22 protein-coding genes, 5 pseudogenes and 1 other annotated feature are annotated in these 22,552 nt (G+C 43.4%); of the genes and pseudogenes, 10 read left to right on the forward strand and 17 right to left on the reverse strand.

The window, feature by feature from the left end; translation table 11 throughout:
* Positions 1 to 32 precede the first annotated feature (32 nt).
* The 3 genes from MKY84_RS13185 to MKY84_RS13195 form a co-directional block, all read right to left on the reverse strand.
* Complete coding sequence (locus MKY84_RS13185; protein ID WP_342526619.1) at positions 33 to 473, reverse strand: disulfide oxidoreductase; 441 nt, start codon at positions 471 to 473, stop codon at positions 33 to 35.
* Entirely contained in the window at positions 466 to 1,158 is a 693-nt protein-coding gene (locus MKY84_RS13190) for a DsbA family protein (RefSeq protein WP_342526620.1), read from the reverse strand. The genes MKY84_RS13185 and MKY84_RS13190 overlap by 8 nt, the downstream gene beginning before the upstream one ends.
* Positions 1,159 to 1,400: 242 nt before the next feature.
* Positions 1,401 to 2,405 carry a PQQ-dependent sugar dehydrogenase gene (locus MKY84_RS13195; RefSeq protein ID WP_342528896.1) on the reverse strand — a complete coding sequence of 335 codons (1,005 nt, stop codon included), beginning with the start codon at positions 2,403 to 2,405 and terminating at the stop codon, positions 1,401 to 1,403.
* Positions 2,406 to 2,620: 215 nt separating this feature from the next.
* Between MKY84_RS13195 and MKY84_RS13200 the strand changes: the two genes are divergently transcribed.
* Entirely contained in the window at positions 2,621 to 3,382 is a 762-nt protein-coding gene (locus MKY84_RS13200) for a metal-binding protein ZinT (protein WP_342526622.1), read from the forward strand.
* Positions 3,383 to 3,409: 27 nt separating this feature from the next.
* Here the strand turns inward: MKY84_RS13200 and metG are convergent, their stop codons facing one another.
* Positions 3,410 to 5,035 carry a methionine--tRNA ligase gene (gene metG / locus MKY84_RS13205; protein WP_342526623.1) on the reverse strand — a complete coding sequence of 542 codons (1,626 nt, stop codon included), beginning with the start codon at positions 5,033 to 5,035 and terminating at the stop codon, positions 3,410 to 3,412.
* A 47-nt stretch (positions 5,036 to 5,082) separates the two neighbouring features.
* Positions 5,083 to 5,320: a binding site (T-box leader), on the reverse strand.
* A 100-nt stretch (positions 5,321 to 5,420) separates the two neighbouring features.
* On the opposite strand from metG, the gene MKY84_RS13210 reads away from it, so the two are divergent.
* Positions 5,421 to 5,906, forward strand: a complete 486-nt coding sequence (locus tag MKY84_RS13210) for a hypothetical protein (protein WP_342526626.1) — start codon at positions 5,421 to 5,423, stop codon at positions 5,904 to 5,906.
* Between the two features lie 174 nt (positions 5,907 to 6,080).
* Here MKY84_RS13210 and MKY84_RS13215 read toward each other — a convergent pair.
* The 6 genes and pseudogenes from MKY84_RS13215 to MKY84_RS13240 form a co-directional block, all read right to left on the reverse strand.
* Positions 6,081 to 6,371: pseudogene (locus MKY84_RS13215) on the reverse strand (GNAT family N-acetyltransferase); the annotation flags it as partial.
* Between the two features lie 15 nt (positions 6,372 to 6,386).
* Complete coding sequence (locus tag MKY84_RS13220) at positions 6,387 to 6,623, reverse strand: hypothetical protein (RefSeq protein WP_342526628.1); 237 nt, start codon at positions 6,621 to 6,623, stop codon at positions 6,387 to 6,389.
* Positions 6,624 to 6,931: 308 nt separating this feature from the next.
* Positions 6,932 to 7,114, reverse strand: a pseudogene (locus MKY84_RS13225) (LysR family transcriptional regulator); the annotation flags it as partial.
* A gap of 276 nt (positions 7,115 to 7,390) precedes the next feature.
* A pseudogene (locus tag MKY84_RS13230) lies at positions 7,391 to 7,666 on the reverse strand (DMT family transporter); the annotation flags it as partial.
* 332 nt (positions 7,667 to 7,998) lie between these two features.
* A complete protein-coding gene (locus MKY84_RS13235; RefSeq protein ID WP_342526630.1) occupies positions 7,999 to 8,367 on the reverse strand; it encodes a type II toxin-antitoxin system PemK/MazF family toxin in 369 nt (122 codons plus the stop codon).
* 83 nt (positions 8,368 to 8,450) lie between these two features.
* Complete coding sequence (locus MKY84_RS13240) at positions 8,451 to 8,732, reverse strand: hypothetical protein (protein WP_204591925.1); 282 nt, start codon at positions 8,730 to 8,732, stop codon at positions 8,451 to 8,453.
* Positions 8,733 to 9,078: 346 nt separating this feature from the next.
* On the opposite strand from MKY84_RS13240, the gene MKY84_RS13245 reads away from it, so the two are divergent.
* Both MKY84_RS13245 and MKY84_RS13250 read left to right on the forward strand, forming a co-directional pair.
* The gene (locus MKY84_RS13245; RefSeq protein ID WP_204591927.1) at positions 9,079 to 9,357 is read left to right on the forward strand and encodes a DUF1905 domain-containing protein; all 279 of its coding nucleotides are present in this window, start codon (positions 9,079 to 9,081) and stop codon (positions 9,355 to 9,357) included.
* A 548-nt stretch (positions 9,358 to 9,905) separates the two neighbouring features.
* On the forward strand, positions 9,906 to 10,262 hold the full coding sequence (locus MKY84_RS13250) for a hypothetical protein (protein ID WP_342528897.1): 357 nt from the start codon (positions 9,906 to 9,908) through the stop codon (positions 10,260 to 10,262).
* Positions 10,263 to 10,628: 366 nt separating this feature from the next.
* Here the strand turns inward: MKY84_RS13250 and MKY84_RS13255 are convergent, their stop codons facing one another.
* Positions 10,629 to 12,749, reverse strand: coding sequence for a heavy metal translocating P-type ATPase (locus MKY84_RS13255; RefSeq protein ID WP_342526635.1), 2,121 nt, complete (start codon positions 12,747 to 12,749; stop codon positions 10,629 to 10,631).
* A gap of 133 nt (positions 12,750 to 12,882) precedes the next feature.
* Positions 12,883 to 13,086, reverse strand: a complete 204-nt coding sequence (copZ, locus tag MKY84_RS13260) for a copper chaperone CopZ (RefSeq protein WP_094942858.1) — start codon at positions 13,084 to 13,086, stop codon at positions 12,883 to 12,885.
* 345 nt (positions 13,087 to 13,431) lie between these two features.
* Here copZ and MKY84_RS13265 point away from each other — a divergent pair, with 345 nt between their 5' ends.
* On the forward strand, positions 13,432 to 13,764 hold the full coding sequence (locus MKY84_RS13265) for a four-helix bundle copper-binding protein (RefSeq protein WP_203331975.1): 333 nt from the start codon (positions 13,432 to 13,434) through the stop codon (positions 13,762 to 13,764).
* Positions 13,765 to 13,823: 59 nt separating this feature from the next.
* Here the strand turns inward: MKY84_RS13265 and MKY84_RS13270 are convergent, their stop codons facing one another.
* The 3 genes from MKY84_RS13270 to MKY84_RS13280 all read right to left on the reverse strand — a co-directional run bounded on the left by MKY84_RS13270 (position 13,824) and on the right by MKY84_RS13280 (position 16,894).
* Positions 13,824 to 14,501 (reverse strand): response regulator transcription factor, encoded by a 678-nt coding sequence (locus MKY84_RS13270; RefSeq protein ID WP_342526638.1) that lies wholly within the window; start codon positions 14,499 to 14,501, stop codon positions 13,824 to 13,826.
* Positions 14,479 to 15,882: a HAMP domain-containing sensor histidine kinase gene (locus tag MKY84_RS13275; RefSeq protein WP_342526640.1), complete on the reverse strand. Its 1,404-nt coding sequence runs from the start codon at positions 15,880 to 15,882 to the stop codon at positions 14,479 to 14,481. Before MKY84_RS13275 ends, MKY84_RS13270 begins: the two co-directional genes overlap by 23 nt.
* 103 nt (positions 15,883 to 15,985) lie before the next feature.
* Positions 15,986 to 16,894, reverse strand: a complete 909-nt coding sequence (locus MKY84_RS13280; protein ID WP_342526642.1) for a F510_1955 family glycosylhydrolase — start codon at positions 16,892 to 16,894, stop codon at positions 15,986 to 15,988.
* A gap of 475 nt (positions 16,895 to 17,369) precedes the next feature.
* Between MKY84_RS13280 and MKY84_RS13285 the strand changes: the two genes are divergently transcribed.
* The 5 genes and pseudogenes from MKY84_RS13285 to MKY84_RS13305 form a co-directional block, all read left to right on the forward strand.
* Positions 17,370 to 17,984, forward strand: coding sequence for a CadD family cadmium resistance transporter (locus MKY84_RS13285; protein WP_154750252.1), 615 nt, complete (start codon positions 17,370 to 17,372; stop codon positions 17,982 to 17,984).
* Positions 17,985 to 18,079: 95 nt separating this feature from the next.
* Complete coding sequence (locus MKY84_RS13290; protein ID WP_029595499.1) at positions 18,080 to 18,445, forward strand: metalloregulator ArsR/SmtB family transcription factor; 366 nt, start codon at positions 18,080 to 18,082, stop codon at positions 18,443 to 18,445.
* Positions 18,438 to 20,852, forward strand: a complete 2,415-nt coding sequence (locus MKY84_RS13295) for a heavy metal translocating P-type ATPase (protein WP_342526646.1) — start codon at positions 18,438 to 18,440, stop codon at positions 20,850 to 20,852. The genes MKY84_RS13290 and MKY84_RS13295 overlap by 8 nt, the downstream gene beginning before the upstream one ends.
* A 211-nt stretch (positions 20,853 to 21,063) precedes the next feature.
* Positions 21,064 to 21,216: pseudogene (locus tag MKY84_RS13300) on the forward strand (FAD-dependent oxidoreductase); the annotation flags it as partial.
* Positions 21,217 to 21,220: 4 nt separating this feature from the next.
* Positions 21,221 to 21,346 (forward strand): annotated as a pseudogene (locus MKY84_RS13305) (SDR family oxidoreductase); the annotation flags it as partial.
* A 66-nt stretch (positions 21,347 to 21,412) separates the two neighbouring features.
* Here MKY84_RS13305 and MKY84_RS13310 read toward each other — a convergent pair.
* Together MKY84_RS13310 and MKY84_RS13315 are read right to left on the reverse strand one after the other, a co-directional pair.
* Positions 21,413 to 21,835, reverse strand: coding sequence for a hypothetical protein (locus MKY84_RS13310; protein WP_342526648.1), 423 nt, complete (start codon positions 21,833 to 21,835; stop codon positions 21,413 to 21,415).
* Positions 21,825 to 22,211 (reverse strand): DUF805 domain-containing protein, encoded by a 387-nt coding sequence (locus tag MKY84_RS13315; RefSeq protein ID WP_342526650.1) that lies wholly within the window; start codon positions 22,209 to 22,211, stop codon positions 21,825 to 21,827. The genes MKY84_RS13310 and MKY84_RS13315 overlap by 11 nt, the downstream gene beginning before the upstream one ends.
* Positions 22,212 to 22,552 lie beyond the last annotated feature (341 nt).

Below are 22,552 nucleotides of genomic sequence, written 5' to 3' on the forward strand. Positions count from 1 at the left end.
GCTGACCCTTTACTGGATCAGCAGCTTTACTATTAGACTTTTTTCACTTTCACATGAAGAATTACTAAAATCACTGTCATTAGCGTGAACGCTGTTAAGGCAAGGAACGGAATCGTTACAAAGCCGAACCAATTGATGTACTGGATGTTACACGGTACTCCTTGAACGCAAGGCTTGATGTTCGCAAAGCCGGGCACTTTTTGTACGAGATAGTGATACAGTGAAATGCTCCCTCCGATGATGGTGAGAGGCAAAATATAAAGGCGCATTCGGATATCATTTGTGAATGCCGCAATCCCTAGTAGTATCGTCAGCGGGTACATAAAGATGCGCTGAATCCAACATAGTTCGCATGGGACAAATTCACGAATCTCGCTAAAATATAAGCTTCCGAGTGTGGCGATTAAGGAAATCAACCAGGCAAAATATAAGGCATAATCTTCTATGAAGCGTGCATTGCCGGATTTAGTCATTGCTCGACTGTCCTTGTTCGATCAGCATAGTGATCATTTCATAGTCGAATGGGTCTTCCAAAAATACGCCGTTGATATAAATCGTCGGAGTGAATGGAATTCCAAATTCTTCGACCAATTCGTTATCAAGCGTCACGGCTTGCACGATTGGGGAGTCTTCACTGGCCATATCCGCGCGCATTTTTTCTACGTCTACACCCGGTGCTGTCGCTTGTGCAATCTCTGCCATCTTGTCGATTGTCACCCAAGGCTCGTCGTGTTGTTGAGAAGTTGGTTGTGCATCGTACACAGCTTTATTGAAGTCCCAAAAGTTTTCTGGATCTTGTTCAAAAACGGATTCTGATGCCAGTGATGCAATGACGGATTCTTCCCCATGGAAAAGAACATTGATGTAACTCAAGTTCGCTTTTTCCGTATCAATAAAGTCTTCTACAATTTTAGGATAAACTGTCTCTCCCCATTGCTTACATGATGGGCATTTGTAATCGCCAAATTCAACGATTTCAACTGGCGCATCTGGGTTACCGAGCATCGGTTGACCTTCAGTCGGTGGATACGCGCGCTCTGTTTCTTGCGGCACTTCAGTTGCAGTTGTGCCGGTATCTCGATTCATATAAAGAACGATGCCCACAATCACTACGGCAAGTGCCAGCGTGACGAGCATGATTTTTTGATTCGTTTTCATGAAAGTTCCTCCTTACAGATGGTGCACTTAGTTTATCATAGGGTAGCTGGGTATGCCGTTACAATTGTGTGACGAGTTTAGAGCCCTGATGGGTTGATTTAGCGACCGTGTTGGTTCCATTAACGACCGAGTAAGTTCACTTAACGCCCCAAATGATTTTATGGAAACTAATCATTCCACGCCACAAAAAAAGCCCCGACAAGCATCCTCCTCTAAGGACGCTCCCCGGAACTCACAGGTTTCTATTCAAGTGTCAGTTTGTACAATTTGTCATCGTTGTCACTCGGATCCCCACGACCATCTGTGTTATTGGAGATAAAGTATAGCTCATCCCCGTCTAGCCACACGTCACGGACACGCCCGACGTCCTCAACAATCGCGCGGTACTCTTCCGTAGCAAGATCAAACTCTAAAACTGTAGTCCCGCGAAGTGCTGCGACATACACTTTGCCGTCGCGATACGCCATTCCAGATGGTGCCCAGGTGCGGTCGTCCCCTGAAACAAACAGTGGCGACTCGAGACCTTCTTGCTCATCGGTCCCTTCAACCGTCGGCCAACCATAATTGGCGCCGGCAACAATCTGATTCACTTCATCGTTTGCGCTTGGACCATGTTCACTTGCATACAAGTCCCCGTCTCCAGTCCACGTTAGGCCCTGTGCATTTCGGTGGCCCATGCTATAGACGTAAGAATCACCGAAAGGATTGTCTTCCGGAATGGAACCATCGAGATTCAAGCGAAGAATCTTCCCAGCAAGTGACGACTCGTCTTGTGCAAGATTTTCATCTGATGCGTCCCCAGCTGTCGCGTACAATTTGTCATCTGGACCAATTTCTAAACGGCCACCGTGGTGGACATTGCCACTCGGAATCTCATCTAGTAATACTACCGTTTCCGACCAGTTATCTCCGTCTAGTACTAGTTTCACAATTCGATTGAACTGATTGCCGTCTTGCTCATAAGTGTAATAGCCGAACGCTTCATTAGATTCCTCAAAATCAGGCGCTAAGACAAATCCTAATAAACCTGCTTCAGCTGCTTCCGACAGCGTTAATTCAAGCGAAACACTTTGCTGTTCCACATTCCCGCCCCCTACTTTCGCAATCGAACCTGGTCGTTCGGAAATATAAAACGTGCCTTCGTGTTCGTCAATCGACCACGGAATTGTTAGATTTTCTGCAACAACTTCTAGATCTGACCCATTTTTTGTGTTTCCGTCCGTTAGGGGTGTATCGTCCTCAAAAATATTGACCGGCAAACACCCAGAAAGTAGAACGGCTGCAGCGGCAAGGGGCACCAATGTCTTCTTCAAAGCAGTCTCCTCCTTCTTTGGTATTTAGTATAGCGGAAAAGGAAGGTCTACCTGTAGTGAGAGGATTATAAAACACGCTTTACAAATCGGAATGATTACGATATATCGTAAAACGTACTTATTACGATTTACATAAAAGGAGAGTCACTATGACGAAAAAATGGATGTACTTACTCGCCACTTCCCTACTTACTCTTTTCCTTGCTGCTTGCCAACAAGAAGAAGCGAATGAAGCAGAAGCTGACGAAGCAACACCCGAGACAGAAGAAACTGTAGAAGAAGAGACAGTTACTGAAGAAGAAGAGACAGTTACTGAAGAAGAATCTGACCACGCGCATGACCATGATCACGCACACGGTGAAATGTCTGAAAAAGACCAACAAATCTACAAAGGGTATTTTGAAGACAGCGATATCGGAAACCGCCCCCTTTCCAACTGGGCTGGCGATTGGCAGTCTGTTTATCCCTATTTACTTGACGGAACATTAGATGAAGTATTTGAACACAAAGCTGAAGAAGGCGACATGACAGCTGAAGAATACAAAGACTATTACACGACTGGGTACATGACGGATGTTGACCGCATTGAAATCAAAGCGGATATCGTTACGTTCCATAAAGGCGATGAGTCAGTTACTGGCCGCTACAAATACGACGGTTACGAGATTTTGACATACGAAAAAGGAAATCGCGGTGTACGTTTTATCTACAAGCAGATGGATGAGAATTCGGATGCACCTGCTTATATGCAGTTCAGTGACCACATTATCAACGATAAAGTCTCACATCATTACCATTTATATTTTGGTGACGATCGCGCCGCTCTTCTTGAAGAGTTAGAAAACTGGCCGACCTATTATCATTCTGACCTTACTGGCGAAGAGATTGCTGAAGAGATGATTGCGCACTAAAAAGTTGAGATGACCCCTGGGGTTGTCTCATTTATTTAATTTCTCAACTTCTTGTGAGATAGCTTTCACATCAATTCTTTCATACAGTGGCTCGATCCCCACTAATTCCACCGGCAAGCTGTCAATCGGTTTCCAACCGTCGTAAATGTCTCCGGTCATCCGCTCAACCGATTGGGAACCAAATGGAATAAAAGGTTTTGCTAGTTGCGCTAAGTTTTGAATGGCATAGACACATGTAGTGAGAGTTTCTTTTGCTTTCTCTTCGTCCTCCTTCACAGAAATCCAGGGTTTCTGTTCATCAAAATACCGATTCATCTCTCGAATGAATTCAAACAACATCTCCAATGAACGTTTGAGTTCCGCTGCTTCAATCAATCGCCCTAGTTCTTTATAAAGAAACGTAATCCTTTCTTTTACTGTAGAATCAACTTCATTGTTTGGAACCTTGCCTTCATAAGACTTCTCTATAAACTTGAATGTCCGATTGATCAAGTTGCCATACGCACCAAGAAGTTCACTGTTATGGCTATATACAAACTCTCTCCACGAGAAATCAGTGTCTCGATTCTCTGGCGCATTCACAGTCAAGAAGTACCGCAAGCTATCTGGGTGATAGCGTTCCAACACATCAGGAACCCAGACTGCCCAATTTTGACTTGTAGAGATTTTTCTCTTTTCAAGTGTCATGTATTCATTAGAAACGATGGCTGTCGGCCTTGCATCTATCTTTGCACCACTTAGAATGGCTGGCCAAATAATCGAGTGGAACGGGATATTATCTTTCCCGTGCACGTAGTAGCTTTTCACTCCCGCTTCCCACCATTTATCATGAGAGACTCCTCGATCTTCCGCGCACTTCCGGCTTGCCGTATAGTAGCCTGCGACTGCTTCTATCCAGACATAGATTTTCTTTCCTTCAAACCCTTCGACGGGAACTGGGACACCATTTGGCAAATCCCTTGTGACAGCTCTGTCATGAACACCTTCGCTCAAATAGCGTGTTGTCAGTTTCAAGGCATTATCTCGCCAACCTCCCAGTCTTTCACTGGTCTTGACGAGCTCTTCTAATTCTTTTTGAAATTGACTAAAGGCGAAATAGAAATGGTCTGTCTCTCGGATTTCTGGCGAGTTGCCGCAAATTTTGCATTGTTTCTCCAATAAATCTAATCGATCTAAGATGGTAGAGCACGTGTCGCACTGATCACCGCGTGCCCTCGCTCCGCACACAGGGCAAATCCCTTCCACAAACCGATCAGGAAGAAATTGATTGTCGAAAGCACAATACGCTTGTTCAATCGTCTTTTTATACAAGTATCCGTTGTCTAGAAGTTTGAGAAAGAGCTCTTGCACATACTGATGATGTTTTGAATCGTCCGTGCGTGTGTAGAGATCGTACGTAAAACCAAGTTTGGTAAACGTTTCATTAAATTCCTGATGGTACTGATCAGCAATGTCCTTTACCGCCCTTCCTTCTTGGCTGGCTCGAATCGAAATCGGTGTACCGTTACAGTCACTTCCCGATACGTAAAGTACTTCCTGACCATTTTGACGATGGTAGCGAGCTAAAATATCGCCGGGTAACAGAGCTGCAATATGACCGATGTGTAGCGAACCATTCGCATAGGGCCAAGCTCCTCCAATGAATACTGACATTCTACTTCCTCCTTTTGGGCACAAAAAAAGCCCTCATCGATTGACTCGATTAGGACGAACATGTCGTGGTACCACCTAAATTCGCACAAGACTCACATCTTATGCCTCTGCCAGTACGTGTACATACTGCTGCTGTTGTAACGAGTGCACGTCTCGGCGCAGCCTACTAAACAGTTCGGTGCGCAGCTCAAAGGCCATTTTCACTCCAGGTCATCTGCTTCATTTCCACCATCAGAAGCTCTCTATAAGAATTGCTGAACTTACTTTCCTTCTCATCGCTTGTTTTCAATTGTGACTAGAATAGCACTTATTCCCAAATTGCACAATATTGGAATTGAGTTATGCTACACTTTTCATAAAGATATTTATAAACGGAGACAATCAAATGAAAACACAAACTACTGTACCCGCATTAACTTTAAAGCGAAGAAACAAACCAGATAAAGAGTTTCTTTTATTCCCTTTAAGCGAAACACTTTACTTACTGCCGAAACCTGCCGGGTCTTATGTTATAGATACAGTTACAGGAGACTCTTTACTACTGGGTGGATTATTTTATGGCCTTTCTAAATATCTGATGAAAAAAAATAAAGAAAAGCTAATGTACTACATGGCAGCCTTCCGTGAAGGAAATACTGACTATTTCAACATACAGAAAAAAGCCATCTCTATTCCTTTTAGAGAGATTGAAAAAATCACGATTTCTATGAAAAATCCATATAGTAAGGAATTGTGGTATGACAGCAAGTTGACTATACATAGTACCAGTGCTAAAACGTACGACTTTTCTGTGGGTTCTGGTGAACAACTTTCTGAAGTGGAATCGTTTTGTGCCATTTACCTTTCGGAAGTTTCAATAGAAAAGAAGTGAGATAGCTCTAGCTTTTGTTTTAATAAAACAAGATAAGACTTATGAGATAAACCCCTGGGGTTGTCTCATAAGCCTCCATTTGCTTCGAGCAGTTTCATTATATAGGAATCTAGCTCATCTGACTTCAGTTCATAATATAGATTGGTATCCTGAATATGTAGCTTTTCAGAGCCCAACTAACTTCTGGCCAATTCCTTTTCCCCGATAATCGCTATGAACGACTAAATCCAAGATGTTCGCGGCCATCACTTGATCAGAAATCACACGGATCATTCCAATCATTTTATCGAAGTCCCACACGGTAAACGCCCATGTCGCATTCTCAAAAATCAGCGCGTATTTTTCTTTTTGCCATTCCGGTAGTGGTTTCGCCCAGCCTGCGTCCAGGAAAAGTTCTTCTACACGGTTTGCATCTATCCCATTTGTGCCTTCACGAATGACGTGTCCATTAAAGTACTGGTACATGTTGTTCCCCCTTCGTCAGTCCTCCACAACCCGATTTCGCTTTTCCTTGCGCTGTTGTTGCTTCTTAAAATAATCATCGAACCCCATGAACATTCCGAGTCCCACTAGCACAACTCCACTAAGTTTTGTTCCGATCATCTGAACCGTCGAATGCGCTTCGTTGTTCAAAGCAATCAGTACAAATCCAATTAGTATTAGTAGTGTTCCGAACATCATTAAAAACGCCTTGAATGCACCTTTCATCATTTTCATATTGTTTAACCCCTTCCCCTAATCAATCATTCTCTATATATCCTAAATTCTAGAAGTAATTCTAATCAGTATACTTCTGTATCCATTTTCTGTATACCAAATTCATGCTATTTCTCATTTTTCCCAACGACAGGAAAAGCCCACAGAAATAAAATCTTGCTATCGCTGCCTTCACACATATCTTCATCTACAACCCCACCAGCTACAAAATGGCCAGGATTCTTTTGTTGCCAATGTTTATATGGGAAATAACATTTTATTCACGCTAACCAAATAGAAAAAGAGAAAGAAGATGCTAAACTATGTGCACCTTCATTAGAAACAACAACTCCTCTATTCGTTCTAACGAAAATGGTTATTTTAATTTCCTTTTCCAAATCCTTAATCGCATTTGATAAACTCGGCTGATATATATATAAACTTTTAGCAGCTTCATTCATAGATCCCTTATTTGCTACTTCTAATGCATATCTTAATTGCTGTAGAGTCAAACCAGACACTCCTTTTTAACACTATTAAACTCCCAAAATGCTATGCTCTTCTTATAATATCTAGTAACCACACAAAAGCATTTTATCACTTTCCATTTCTTCTTATTTATTATCTATCATTCGTAAAAGCATATTTGTATAAAAAAAAAGAAGTGAAGATGCTCACAACCAAGCTTCTTCTCTTCCTATAATTTTTGGTGTGTAAGTTGAATTTCTTTCGATATTTCAGAATGATTTTCTACCATCATCACTTTAAATACTTCTTAGTTTACAACTTCATGAACGTGAGTTTCTCAGCATTTTTTTGTGGAATCTTGGCTTTACTTCAGCAAGCAAGATAGCTACGAGGATCAACGCAGCGCCCATAAGCATACGACCTGTCAGTACTTCGTGCAAAAATAAAACGGACAACAGCATGCCGAAAACGGCTTCTGTTGATAGAATAATGGCCGCCTTTGTGGCTGTGGTATATTGATGGGCCATATTTTGGAAAAGATAGGCAATAGCTGTCGAAAAGACGGCTAAATAAACAAGTGAATACAAAGCTTCCTTGAATTCAAAGTCCAAAATTTCAATACCTTGGATTGTTCTATTTAATCCATTACCGCCTGCTACAACCGAAAACTTTTCTGTAACTGGCAACTGCAACAAATCCATTACAGTGATCATATCTCTTATCCTTCCTTGTAGTCATATAACTCAATTATAAAGTATTGCAGTATTAGTTATATACTGCTTATTACTAAGTCTATCAACTCTACACTAAATAAACCGGCAACTATTTTTGTAAATAAAACAGTTCGTAAAAGTAGATTTAAACGAACAAAAAATGAATTGCAGTATTCAAAAAGACCAATCATAATGATTGGCCTTCCTTCCTTTCTTTACCCTATAAAAGTAATGGCATCTATAATAGCCTTGCATTCTTCAATCAACTCATGATCGGCCTCGTCTGTTAATCTTGCAGCTCGGGCCAATGGATCAATTACTTTTATCTTTTCGCACAATACATATCCAGTTGTCTGATTGTGTGCTGCGCTATTCTTGTTATTCTTAGTTCTTCCATTTACCGGTACATGAGTTGGGTATCCTTTATTCGTATTAGTGATTGGCAAAACCCAAATTAAATCGGTCTCTTTATGTACATTTTCTTCTGAAACTACGATGGCTGGACGATAACCTTGCTGTTCGTGTCCTTTTGCTGGGGACATGTCGACCTTTATAATGTCACCAACTTTAAAAAACCTTGTCATCACTATTCCTCCAATTAAATAGTGCCTGTACTATTCCATTAAGGATTAAGTACAGACACATAATCTTTAAGCCTATTAACTGATCACCAGTCTTCTTTTCCAACTGGTTCTACTTCATCCCAAAGTGATTCAGGTTCAGGCTTTCCGCCATTGTAACCAACAAATAACTTTTGAAACGGCGTTAACTTGCTTTTTCGAACCAACGAAATTCGATTGGGTTCAATCTCTACATCAAATACAGCATCATCAGTTGCATTGAATCCGGCTTCCTCGAGGATATCTCTTGTAAGTCGAACTGCTTTACTGTTACCCCAATTCTGAAGTTTAGCCTCTCGGTGACTAACTTTTTGCTTAACTTGCGGCATGTGAATCAACTCCTCAGAGTGCTATTTATATACTTAGTATATACAACGTATCTACATTCTGCAAGCAAAAGCTCCTTTAAGATTCTTTCTATAATGGAACTCGATTAAAAAAGGCCAGCCTTTGCAAAAGACTTTTCTAATCAATCCAGCTATTTATTTTACTTCTGATAATCCAGCAATATGTAAACTGTTTAAGCATGCATGTTGAGCTCTCGTTAGAACGTGAAAGTCTACTGAAACTTCTGCTTTATGCTCATCTTATTGGATACTATTTAAGGGTAAGCAGCGACAGTTACTGCTAATCCTTGATTATTGGTAAACTTAATGAGAAACGAGGTGACTTATTATGATCAAAATAATTGATAATCAGAAACTCGAATTGCAGTACAAAAAAGGATTTGGAGCGTGGACGTATCATATTAGACTTCCTGGCACGGCCAGTATTCAAGGGAAATGGGGATACCTAAAGGTGTCTGGTACAATTGATGACTTTGAAATAAAAAGCATTAATTTGGCTCCAAGAAAAAATGAAGACAAGATTATTTCAATCAATCAAGAAGTTAGAGACGCAATTGGCAAAAGTGGTGGCGATATGGTAATGGTCACTTTATATCTGCATGATTAGCCTACTAAGAAGATAAGCAAATCGAATTCCCAGGTTAGACAAAAGGTTTTCTCAAAGTTCCTCATTTAGGAGCTCTGACCATTCATCATATGGTTTTTTGCTACTTATAGAGTTTTATGAATTAATATAACTTCTTCGTGACATCGATTATTTAGGTGTCACTTCAAGAGATAACATGAACCAATTTCAAGCTATATTTTGTACCGGAGTTTTAAAAAACCAGTAGCCTTCTATAAGGATTACTGGTTTTATAATTATATATTTCATTTAGAAAGACTTCCGATAAGGGGTCATATGTAAACTAATCACCTCTATATCTTTCATAACTCAGTTTCATATTTGACTGAACCTCAAACTGGCATCTTCTGTTATAGTATTCTATGTTTATACTAATATAATAGATATTTTAGAAGCGAATGAAATGAGTATGAAAGCATGGAGCATATATTAGTGATTGAAGATGACGAAAAAATCCAAGAATTTTTGACAAGTGCTTTATTAGAGATTAATGCTGATTTCCGTATCTATTTTGTAACGATTTGAAGAAAATGAAGTGGTTTTACTTAGATATACTACAGTTAAACCTCATATGGGATGATGAAGGTTCGATTGCATTTAAGATTGGTGAACACCAATTAAGTATAGATTACAATGAAGATTTTAATCCACCATCAAATAAGTTTGCCATTCAACCAGGTTGGCAAGGTGGAACAGAACCTAGGATAGGTTGGTCTTTAGAGTGTGATAGAGAAGATTTTAATGACATTGTCCATTCCATAGTAAGTAATCAAATACCAAGATATTTTATTGAGCCAAAATGGAAAGGGTATTGGAGTTTTCCTGTTTTAGATCCAATGAATCATACGATAGAAATTACTTGTACAGAAAAGGATCTTCACCTATAAATCTTTAAGTGAAACAAGCTGTTTAACTTATTTACATTTTTCATAAACGGGTGCTTTAGTTGAATAAAACATTATTATTTAATAGAACTTCCATAAAAATGGAAGTTCTAATTTTTTACCTTATATCAACAATAAACATTAACATAGGCATGTATTAAAAGAATCTAATAAGAAAAGAGAAGAAGCTTTTTTGACTTCTTCTCTTCCTATAATTTCTTCTATGTTAACTATATTTAACTATCCAAAGTCTTAAAACCTTTGTTTGACTTTAATCTCATTTAAAACGATACCTCAAAAGTTAAAGAATTCAACTTTTGGGAGGCAGCACTTCTCGTGTACGACTTTTAAACACGGGGTTTGACAGGTCTAATTCTTTAGCTTTAATGTCATCGCATTAATAGCCACGATAACGGTGGATACGGACATCAGAACTGCTCCTACTGCAGGAACCAACGTAATTCCAATGAAAGCTAGACCCCCCGCAGCTATGGGAATGGCGATAAAGTTGTATCCGGCTCCCCACACGAGGTTCTGTTTCATTTTACCGGTTGTTTTGTTGGCCAATTCGATAAAGGATTCAATATCTCCTGGATCCGACTGAGTCAAAATCACATCAGCGGAATCAATGGCGACTTGCGTTCCCGCACCGACTGCAATACCCACGTCTGCTATTGCAAGGGATGGTGCATCGTTTACGCCGTCGCCGACCATAATGACCGTTTGTCCATTATTTTTCAGTGATTCCACTAAATCATATTTATCTTGCGGCGATTGATTGGCTCTGTATTCAATGCCCAGTTTCTCTGCTACTCCTTGGGCAGCCGTTTCATTGTCGCCTGTAGCCATAATCGGTTTTATATTGTAATGCTTCAATGCCTGTATCAGCGTTCTGCTCGTTTCTTTCAATTCATCGCCTAATGCGACCGTACCGATCGGATTCCCGTCCTCAACCAGTATACTTAATGTTGCCCCTTTGGGAACATCCACCGCTACATCTCTTCCAAGTGCCTTTTGGCTGATCAATTCGTATTTGCGGCCATTGGCGTTACCTTCTATACCCGCACCCGACACAACATCAATCGAATCAAAGTGGACAGGCTGAATCCCTTGTTTCTCAGCGTATTGGACTATTGACTGGGCGATTGGGTGGCTGGATCCGCCTTCAATCCCTGCCATTAACGCCGCGATTTCGGCTTCGGTATGTTGACCATCCAGTGTTTCCATGTTCAAAACTTTAAATTCGCCAGTAGTCAACGTACCCGTTTTATCCAGTATCATTACATCAGCCTTACTTGCTAACTCCAATGCTTCGCGGTCTTTCACCAACAGCCCGCGGCTTGCACCTAAACTGGTGCTTCGTGCAATAACCAGCGGAATGGCAAGGCCGAGAGCGTGTGGACATGCAATGACTAATGTCGTAACCGTAAAAAGAATAGCGGTTTGAATGTCAGCAATGTACAGCCAAACGACAAAAGCGATGAAAGCCACCGCAATGGCGATATAAAACAGCCAGCCGGCTACTTTTTGAGCAAGATTTTCAGCTCTTGAAGGTTGATCCTGCGCTTGGCTTATCAGGGTTTGAACTTGAGAAATGAACGATTGGTCGCCGGTTTCCTGTACTTCAAGATATAAGATGCCTGCACCGTTCGTGGAACCGCCGATTACTTTGTCTCCGGCTCCTTTTTCAATGGGTTTAGATTCCCCCGTCAGCAAAGCTTCATTGATCCGGGAGGTGCCTCTTTTGATGATGCCATCGGCAGGGACATTTTCTCCGGCCTGAACCCGTACAAGGTCTCCGACTTTCAGCTCATTTACGGGACGCGTCTCAATGGCATCGTCTTCCAATACCACATGTGCATCTTTCGGCACCAATTCAGCGAGCGATTTTTGCGCGTCTCCTGCCTCTCCGACAGCCTTCATTTCGATCCAATGTCCAAGGAGCATGATCAACAGCAAGGAAGCAAATTCAAAGAAAAAGTCCATGATGTGTTCGCCAGTCACATAGCGTGCCAGCACCGCATAAATGCTATACAGATAGGAAACGGACAACCCTAAAGAAATAAGGGCCATCATACCCGGCGCTTTTTGCCTGAATTCTTCTATAGCCCCCTGAAAGAAAGGTTTCCCCCCATAAACCAATAAGATGGTTGCTAATCCTGCGACCACAATATCCGAGTATGGAAAAGTGAATTGAAAGGGAAGCCGAATGTCCATCATCGGCGACAATAACAGAATGATGATGCCAACCGGCAGCGACTTCAAGAAAATCTCTTTAAAATTACCGTGGTGATGATGGTCGTGATCATGCCCGCTGTGATCGGAATGGTCATGATGTTCATGGTTCTGGGAGGGATTGCTGTGGTCTTGAATGCCCTCTTTTACTTGAGCTTCATGATAGACATGCCCAACATGTTTGGAATGGTCCATTTTACTGTGATCTGCTTGTTCGTCGTGATGGTGGTGATGGTCTTTTTCACTTTTAGCCATTCAGTACGCCTCCTTCAAAATAGTGCTTCTTTATTCCAATTACCCTTATGACATTCTTAACAGCCACAAAGCCCCCAATATACTACCGCGGCGTATATTTCTTTTAAAAGTAAAGAGTGCTGTGAAAGCACTCTTATACGACGGCATATCCTTGTTCTTCAATCGCTTCCTGAATTTCGTTTAATGATGTCTTGCCAGCGTCATAATCCACTGCCACTTCACCTTTTTTTAGATCAACTGCCACAGATGAAACCCCTTCGAGTTCACCGACGCCAGTTTCAACCGAGTTTACACAGTGGCTGCAGGACATGCCTTGTACTTTTAATGTTTCAATCATTCTTATTCCTCCTAGAGTAGTATTTCCATAAACTTAACATACCTCATGAGGGTATATCAAGTTCTCAGTTTCATTTTTACTTTGTCTTTGTTTTCTGGACGCCCAAGGAATTTACTGTGACCAAAAAGAAAAAACCACCCTATTGATTTGATATTCGATTACTTTTCTATAAACGGCCGACAATGGGCTATCACCAGATATACTTTTTGTTTTTTTCGGAAGGAGTTTGCTGTTTCGCCAATAAATTTGTGCAGTTTCTATGGAGTTTCGGTATTTCCGTTTAGTCTGGAAAGTAGAGGGAATATTAGAAACGGAAGCAAAAATATAAAAAATGGAGGTTTTAGCATGGCTCATGAACAACATCAGGAATTGATTCAGGCATTGCACGATTGTGCGGCGGAATGTAACCATTGTTTTGATGCTTGTCTGCAAGAAGAAGATGTGAAGATGATGGCCCAATGTATTCGATTAGACCGTGAATGTGCAGACATTTGCGCATTTCTGGAACATGCAATTACCCGCAATTCGCCGTTCGTTTCCGAACTGGCAGCCGTTTGCGCAACCATTTGTGAAGCATGTGCAGATGAATGCGAGAAGCACGCCGACCATCACGACCATTGCAAACGCTGTGCGGAAGCTTGCCGCAGATGTGCAGAAGCTTGCCGTAACGTTGCGTAATTTACCCGAAAAGGCTCATTGGAGATATTTTCCGATGAGCCTTTTATCTTTATCTAGTATTATTCCATTTCATTGATCCATTTGTAGCCAATCCCCCACACGGTGATAAAATGGTCATTGATTGGAAATCCAGATTGCCGAATTTTTTCCCGCACATTCCGTACATGCGAATCAATGGTCCTTCCTTCCGTCTCCGAATCAAATCCCCAGATCAACTGGATCAGCTGTTCCCTTGTGAACACTTTATTGGCATTTTTCATCAGATGGCCCACCATCAGAAATTCTTTTGGCGTCAATTTGATGAAATGTTTGCCGTATGTGAGTTCAAACCGGTCCTCATCCCATAACAATCCATCGACTTCAATAGTGCTTTTCGGGGTTCTTCTGCGCAACAACGCGCTCATCCGGGCCAGTAATTCTTCTTCATTAAACGGCTTCGTGATGTAATCATCTGCACCCAGGTTCAGCCCTTTAATGATATCCTTCTGCTGTTCCCGTGCCGTCAGCATGATAATCGGCACATCCGAAAACTTCCGGATTTCCCGGCACAGCTCCCAGCCGTCCATATCCGGCATCATGATATCCAACAAGATAATATCGAAATTTTCTGTTTCCAGACAGGCGAGGGCTTCATGGGCTCCCAGTGCTTTTTTACAGAGGTACTGATGCGGCTTCAAATGCAAAGCCACTAAATCCAGCATTCGTTTTTCATCATCAACCAATAGCACTTTCTGCAAGCGAATCCCCCCTTTTCAATTCGATCCGGACGGTTGTCCCTTGTCCGTACTCACTTTGAAGCGTCATGAGGCCACCGTGTGATTCGACGATCTCTTTCGCAATTGCCAATCCGAGACCGCTTCCTCCGTACTGTCTGGATCTGGATTTATCGACCCGATACAATCTTTCAAAGACAAAAGGAAGATCTTTTTCCGGTATGCCCTCTCCTTCATCACGGATGCTTATGGTAATGGTATCTTTATCTTGGACTCCCTGTAATACCACTTGTGTTCCTTCAGGAGAATGTTTGCGGGCGTTGTCCAAGACATTCAGCAATACCTGCTGAAAACGTTCGGGATCAATGAAGGCGACAATCTCATGTTCACAATGGACAGCAAATGAAATCTGTTTCTCGTCAAAAGCTGGCCGAACCAAGGCAACGACGGATGCAAAAAGCATCTCCAGTGAAAATTCCTCTTTTTGAATGGCGAACTGGTTATGATCCATCTGAGCCAGCTCAAACAGCTGCCGGATCAATTCCGTCAAATGGGCCGTCTCTTCCCGGATGATGCCAATGTATTCCTTTTTCTCTTCCTCGGATGCATTCGGCCGGCTCGCGATATCGGCATATCCTTTGATATAGGTCAACGGCGTCCGCAACTCGTGCGAAATACTCGCCAAAAATTCATTCCGCTCATTTTTTAAACGTTCCAAGTCACTGGATAGGGCAGTGATGGCGTTCGCCAGCTCTCCCAACTCATCGTTTCGGCCAATATTCAGGCTGACCTCGTGGTGCCCTTCGCTTAACTGTTCCGTCGCTTCTTTCATCCGAATCAACGGCAACGTAATCAATCGGGATAGCAGAAAAATTGTGATGACGGTCAACCCGACAGCAATCAGGCCAACAATCAGGAATTGGTTTCGCAAATGACTGACCATCCCTTTGATATGATTGGTTTCCGCAAACATGAACACGTGGCCTCTATGTTCTCCTTCAATGGTGATTGGGCTGTCCGTCGCAATAAACTCTTTTTTGTCCCATCGCTCTTCCACGACCTTCCCTCCCTGCAGAACCTCATCAAAATCGGTGTGTTCCAGCACTTCCCTCATTTCGGGTTCAATTGAATCGGAGTGGGTCAATTCGTTGCCATCTGCATCCGTAATGATCACGATGAAATCGGAAGCCGACTCCATCAAGGCCACATGGTTCAATGTTGCCGGTTCAAAACTGTCTTCCAACACTTCGCTGTGGGTATTCCCTCTTGCGAGCAGATTCGTCATGACTTCATCCACCCGTTCATTGACGAAGGTAACGTACAAGGTCAGAAACAAAACCGATTCAATGATGACGATAAAAACAAAAAACAGCAAACCGATTTTTAATGCAAGTCTATTTAACATGGCGTCCCTCTTTAAGAGCAATTGGTTAGTAGCAAACAAGACACAGACCACTGCCAAAGGTCGTTGGATTTAATTAGGCTTTCAAGCAGATAGCTGGTTTTCTCTACTTGATTTTCCCCTCTTCCAGCAGCGTTTCCCAGGTCTGTGATCCGTCTTCCGACAAGTAAGCATTGCCCTGGAGTGAGTAGATCGCCAGTTCCCTTTCATCAGTCGGATTTTGTGCAATAAAAGCGATGGCATCTTGCGGAAGATCCGGTATGTTCACCGTCTCCAGTTCTTCATTTTCCATAGTATACTTCACCAAAGCCGCCGCTGTCCCGTAGCTTCCGAAATACAACTGGTCTTCGGTGAAATGCACCGCTGTGCCTGTTTCATTTTCCGATGTAATCGCCTCAAAATTTTCGCCGCCATCACGTGAGAAATACACACCTGTAGAAGTAGCTGCAGCAACGAAGTTCGAATCTGTCGGATGAAGGGCGAGCGCCATCACTTCTCCTTCTAATCCTGAAGCTTTGACCGGCTCCCACGATTCTCCTATATCGTTACTTTTGTAGAACCCTGCTTCGAGCAAGGAGTTTTTTGCTGGATTGAGCAGGAAAATATCGTGGCTGGTGTACCCTACAGCCATCGCATGAAAGTCCGTTTCTCCTTGAAATGCAATCTCTTCCAAGGTTTCTCCGCCATCTGTACTCCGCTGAATCCCAAGCGGATTGGGCAAATCCGAATCTGCGCTCGGGTGTCCCGAAGAATAAAAGCCTTCATCTACAGCGTTAAAGCCCATATAATCGAAAAAATTATCCGCTGTTTCAAACCATTCGCCATCACGATAAATTTTTGGACCGCTGTGTGATGCAAAATACAAATCGTTCCCACCTCCTGCATAGCCCATACCGTGGACGTGGCTCAGTTCTCCTTCAAACGGAACTTCAAATGAATCCGCTGTATCGTTGCTGCATCCTGCCAGCAAAAGCAAAGCCGACAGTACCGCTATGCCCATTCTCTTTTTTTTCATGTAGATGCCCTCCGAATATGTCAATTTTCTATACTTTCCATAAGTATCAACCTCTTATAGCTTAACGAAAAAGTTTCGACTTTTTGTGCAGATATCTTGATTTCAAACAGGTAATTCATACCCTTTACTAATTGCCCTAAAAGAACAGACCTTCCAAATCCCTCTTTCCTATCATGATTTATCAATCAACTACTCCACATTGTTCTTCTATACCATTTTCAGCTTTTCTAAAGATAGAATGCTTAACAAGACATGCAGGCATTGGCCATACTAAATTTCAATTTGCCTTGCCACTTGTCGCTCCCTGTTCATTCTAACAAGCATGCCCAAACATTAAAACAATCATTTGAATATATAATTGACAATCTAGCGAAATCATTGTACACTTTCACCAATCAATCAAACGTTCGTTTGAATGTATAACTATCAGAGGGTATCACTTCACACTAGGATATCCGTAAAGGAGATGAGGGTGCTGTTAACCACGATTTTTACCGCGGTTGCCGCTTATGTGGCGACCAGCATTGATTACGTCATTATTTTGCTGATCCTGTTTTCACAAACGATGAAAAAAGGCCAGTTAAAATCCATTGTCATCGGACAATACCTAGGAACAGCCATCTTGGTGGGCGTCAGCCTGTTGGCTGCGTACGGCCTGACGCTTGTGCCGTCCCACTGGGTGGGCTTGCTAGGGCTCATTCCGATTTACCTGGGCATCCGGGTCTGGAAGCGAGAAGAAGACGAGGACGACGAAGAGAATCTCCTGTCCCGTTTGTCTTCCGGAAACCCCAATCGCTTGTTTGTCACCATTACAGTCATTACCCTGGCGGCTGGCGGCGACAACATTGGCGTCTACATACCCTACTTTTCAACCTTGAATCCAAGTGAAACAGTGGTGATGCTGGTTGTCTTTGCCATCCTGGTCGCCGTCTTGTGTTACCTCAGTTACCGGTTGGCAGCCGTTAAAACGATTTCTGAAACGATAGAGAAATGGGAACGGTGGATTGTGCCGATTGTCTTCATCGGGCTCGGCATCTTGATTATGGCGGAGAATGGGACTTTCCGTTTCCTTTGGGGATTGGTGAGTTGAAGTGATTCTTTGCACTCTTTGTTTTATATAGAAGAAAATCACTTACTTGAAAAAACGAATGAGTAAACAGAAGTGAGAAAAAGGAGTGAATGAAAATGGCAAAAGAGATTTGTGATGTGGTCTGTGTAGATGAAGAAAAGGTGGAACGAGTCCAGCAGCAACTGTCTGAACAAAATCCATTGGAAGTGGCGAAGATCTTCAAGGCGTTGTCGGACGATACGCGTATCAAGATTGCCTACGCCTTATCGCTGGAGGACAAACTGTGTGTGTGTGACGTTGCGAATATCATCGGTTCATCTACCGCAACCGCCTCCTACCACCTGCGACTACTGAATAATATGGGGTTGGCGAAATACAGCAAGGAAGGCAAGTTGGTCTACTACTCACTGGATGACGCGCATGTAAAACACTTGGTGCAAGTGGCCTTCATTCATCAGAAGGAGGTTGTTTCCGTTGGTTGAAAAAACGAAGGAAACAGAAGACAAAACGGTCTACCGGGTTGAGGGCTTTTCGTGTGCGAATTGCGCCGGGAAATTCGAGAAGAACGTCAAACAGATTCCCGGTGTCCAGGATGCCAAAGTGAACTTTGGGGCTTCGAAAATTGCGGTCTACGGCGAGGCGACGATCGAGGAACTGGAAAAAGCCGGCGCTTTCGAGAATTTGAAGGTCGCACCGGAAAAACCGAAACGCCAGGCGGCTCCTGAAGTGACCGTCGAAGACAAAAATGTCTTCCGGGTCGAAGGCTTTACATGCGCGAACTGCGCCGGGAAGTTTGAGAACAACGTCAAGCAGATCCCCGGTGTCCAGGATGCCAAAGTGAACTTCGGGGCTTCAAAAATTTCCGTTTACGGGGCAGCGACCATCGACGAATTGGAGAAAGCCGGTGCGTTTGAAAACTTGAAGGTGGCGCCTGAAATTACAGGACGTCCAGCTATCACGAATACCGGAACCGAAAAAGCGCCAGCTCGAACAGAGAAGAAAGTGCCGTTCTACCAAAAGCACAGCACCTTGCTCTACTCCACCCTCTTGATCGTGTTCGGCTACATTTCCCAGTTCGTCAACGGCGAAGACAACCTGATGACGTCGCTCCTGTTTGTGGCGGCGATTGTCATTGGCGGGTACTCGCTCTTCAAAGTCGGCTTCCAGAACCTGATTCGCCTGGATTTCGACATGAAGACCCTCATGACCGTTGCGGTCATCGGGGCAGCCTTTATCGGGGAATGGGCGGAAGCGGCCATCGTGGTCATCCTCTTTGCGATCAGTGAAGCACTGGAACGCTATTCCATGGACCGGGCGAGACAATCCATCCGTTCGTTGATGGACATCGCTCCGAAAGAGGCACTGGTCCGGCGGAATGGCCAAGAACAGTTAATTTCGGTAGACGACATTGTGGTGGGCGACACCATGATTGTCAGACCGGGACAGAAGATTGCGATGGACGGCACGGTGACCAACGGGTATTCGGCGGTCAATCAGGCGGCCATCACCGGGGAATCCGTGCCGGTCGCCAAAACGGTGAATGATGATGTCTTCGCCGGTACGCTGAACGAAGAAGGTTTGCTGGAAGTCCAAATCACCAAACTGGTCGAAGACACGACCATTGCGAAAATCATTCACCTGGTCGAAGAAGCGCAGGGCGAACGCGCCCCTTCCCAGGCATTTGTCGATAAGTTTGCGAAGTACTACACACCGATCATCATGGCGGTTGCCGCACTTGTCGCCATTGTCCCGCCCCTTCTGTTCGATGCTAGCTGGGAAACCTGGGTCTATCAAGGACTGGCTGTGCTCGTAGTAGGCTGTCCGTGTGCATTGGTCATTTCGACGCCGATCTCAATCGTGTCCGCCATCGGGAATGCCGCGAAAAAAGGCGTGCTGATCAAAGGCGGCGTATACTTGGAGGAAATGGGTGCGCTGAAGGCCATCGCATTTGACAAGACCGGCACCCTGACCAAAGGGGTTCCCGTCGTAACGGATTTTGAAGTCATGAACAAGCAAGTAAACGAAAAAGAGCTGCTTTCCATCGTGACTGCGCTGGAGTACCGCTCGCAGCATCCCCTTGCCTCCGCCATCATGAAAAAAGCGGACGCAGAGAACATTTCATATTCTTCGGTATTGGTCGAGGACTTCTCTTCCATTACCGGAAAAGGGATTAAGGGAACCGTAGAAGGGATCACGTACTACATCGGTAGCCCGATTCTGTTCAACGAGTTAGGCGCGGCGAGCCCCAATGCGAACTTGGAACAGACCGTAACGGCCCTGCAAAACCAGGGCAAGACCGCGATGATCATCGGGACGGAACAACACATTTTGGCGGTCATCGCCGTGGCCGATGAAGTCCGGGACTCCAGCAAGGAAGTCATCCAGAAGCTGCACGACATGGGCATCAAGAAGACGATCATGCTGACGGGTGACAACAAAGCGACCGGTCAGGCCATCGGCCGAGAGGTCGGCGTCACCGAAATCCAGGCCGAGCTGATGCCGGAGGACAAATTGAATGTCATCAAACGCTTACGGGCCGAGTACGGCAAGGTGGCGATGATTGGAGACGGCGTGAACGACGCGCCGGCACTCGCCGCTTCTACGGTCGGGATTGCCATGGGCGGAGCCGGAACGGATACCGCTTTGGAAACGGCGGATGTCGCTTTGATGGGCGACGATTTGAGCAAGCTGCCATTCACGGTGAAATTGAGCCGGAAATCCCTGAATATCATCAAAGCGAACATTACGTTCGCCATCGGCATCAAAGTGATTGCGCTGCTATTGGTCATTCCGGGTTGGCTGACCCTGTGGATCGCCATCATGTCGGATATGGGCGCTACCCTTCTGGTTGCACTCAACAGCTTGCGGCTGATGCGCGTTAAAGAGTAACGAAAAGAGCTTTCCAGCCAACTGGAAAGCTCTTTTCTGAAATACATAGTAGGGCACTACGAATCTGAAGCATTCTCTTACTAATTCTCAAGATATAGGGTATGGATTTTAGGAGAGGTACCCTTTGCTAGTATCGGTTCGCCTCTTTTGAAATAAATGTGAGTGGAAATCACGGTTTTCGAATATTCAAATGCCGAAGGAGGAAGCAAACATGACGAATGAAGCAAAAAAGGAACTGGACTTATTGGTGATCGGAGCCGGATCGGGCGGCTATGTCGCGGCCATTCGGGCTGCGCAGTTGGGGAGAAAAGTGGTACTGGTGGATAAGGCCGAATTGGGAGGTGTTTGCCTGAACCGCGGCTGCAGGCATTCCTTTAGGTCGTTATGGCGAATCCGAAGACATCGCGAATCTCGTCGTGTTCTTAGCAAGTGATGAAAGTTCGTTCATCTCAGGTTCCCAGTATCGAATTGATGGCGGAATGGCTGCGATGTAAGTATTTAAAACTAGTTGAGCTCAACTCCTCAGTTGCAGGAGTCGAGCTCTTTTTGTATAGCAAGAATTATCTAACCTTATAATCTTTCGCTTTCGTCATAGGAATTTCATTACGTTTTGAAAAATGAACAAGTGCGGCCTCTAGACCTTGTGGAAAGAAGTCGAACAAGCGAATAGTAATTCCTTGCTTTCGCTTCAATACTGCTCCCATCTTCGCAAATCCGAACCTTCGAAAATGAATTTCGGTTAAGTCTTCGGGAGTAATTTGTTTCCGGTAAAGAGGAAGTTTGTAAAGAAAGACTCCAAATTGAAGCGTGCTTTCAGACACATGCAATTCATATGTAATAAACAACGATAGAACAAGAAAAGCTATAAAAAAGTATGGATAATATAGAGTGGCTTCATTGAGAGAAATCGCCAAATTCGGTATGCCAATCAATACGATGAAAAATAATAAAAGCTGTTTGGGTGGAGTCGCTTTATAGGTCATGAGTTGCCTCTTCTAAAGTATCTTTTGGATTCGGCCCGAAGCGATTTGGAAAACTTTCACCATCGTAGCAGAACATCATCAATAAAAGAAGTGGACCAAGAATCGGTATAAGAATAATCAGCACCCACCAGCCGCTGTATCCAAGATCATGCATTCTTCTGACACTGACTGAAATGTTTGGAAGGAAGATTAGTAGACTAAATAGTGCAGACAAAACTCCAATAGCAGGTGTAAGCATCCATCCGTTCAAAAGATCTATCACGTTTGTAGCTATACCAATTAAAAATGCAATCAAAGCAAACATCCAATATTCTTTTCGTCTCGCTCTTCCTTTAAACACAAATGCTTTTTTCATTACAATCAAAAACCATTTCATTGTGCGTCACCTATCTTTCTAGTTTAAGTATAAGAGAAATATAGGTGGGTGTATATTTTAATTTTGGGATAAATAGTTATTTTTTGAGTTAATCGGTTAATCACCATAACTCGTGGTTGACAGTAGAATGATTTAATAATTTAAGTGAATAGAAAAAAGCGAAAACTCCTATCGTAATTGTTGTCTAGACAACATACGCTTTATTTTCGTGAAGTTTATAAAAAACGCTCAAAATAATTTAGTGTCCAGTCCTTAAGAATAGCCCTATTTGACGCTTCTCTTTCTTCATTTCTTTGATGACATCCAACAAAAATCCGGGAGTTGGTGGACACCTTCATCCA

The sequence above is a fragment of the Chryseomicrobium sp. FSL W7-1435 genome, from assembly GCF_038595005.1.
Lineage (GTDB): Bacteria > Bacillota > Bacilli > Bacillales_A > Planococcaceae > Chryseomicrobium.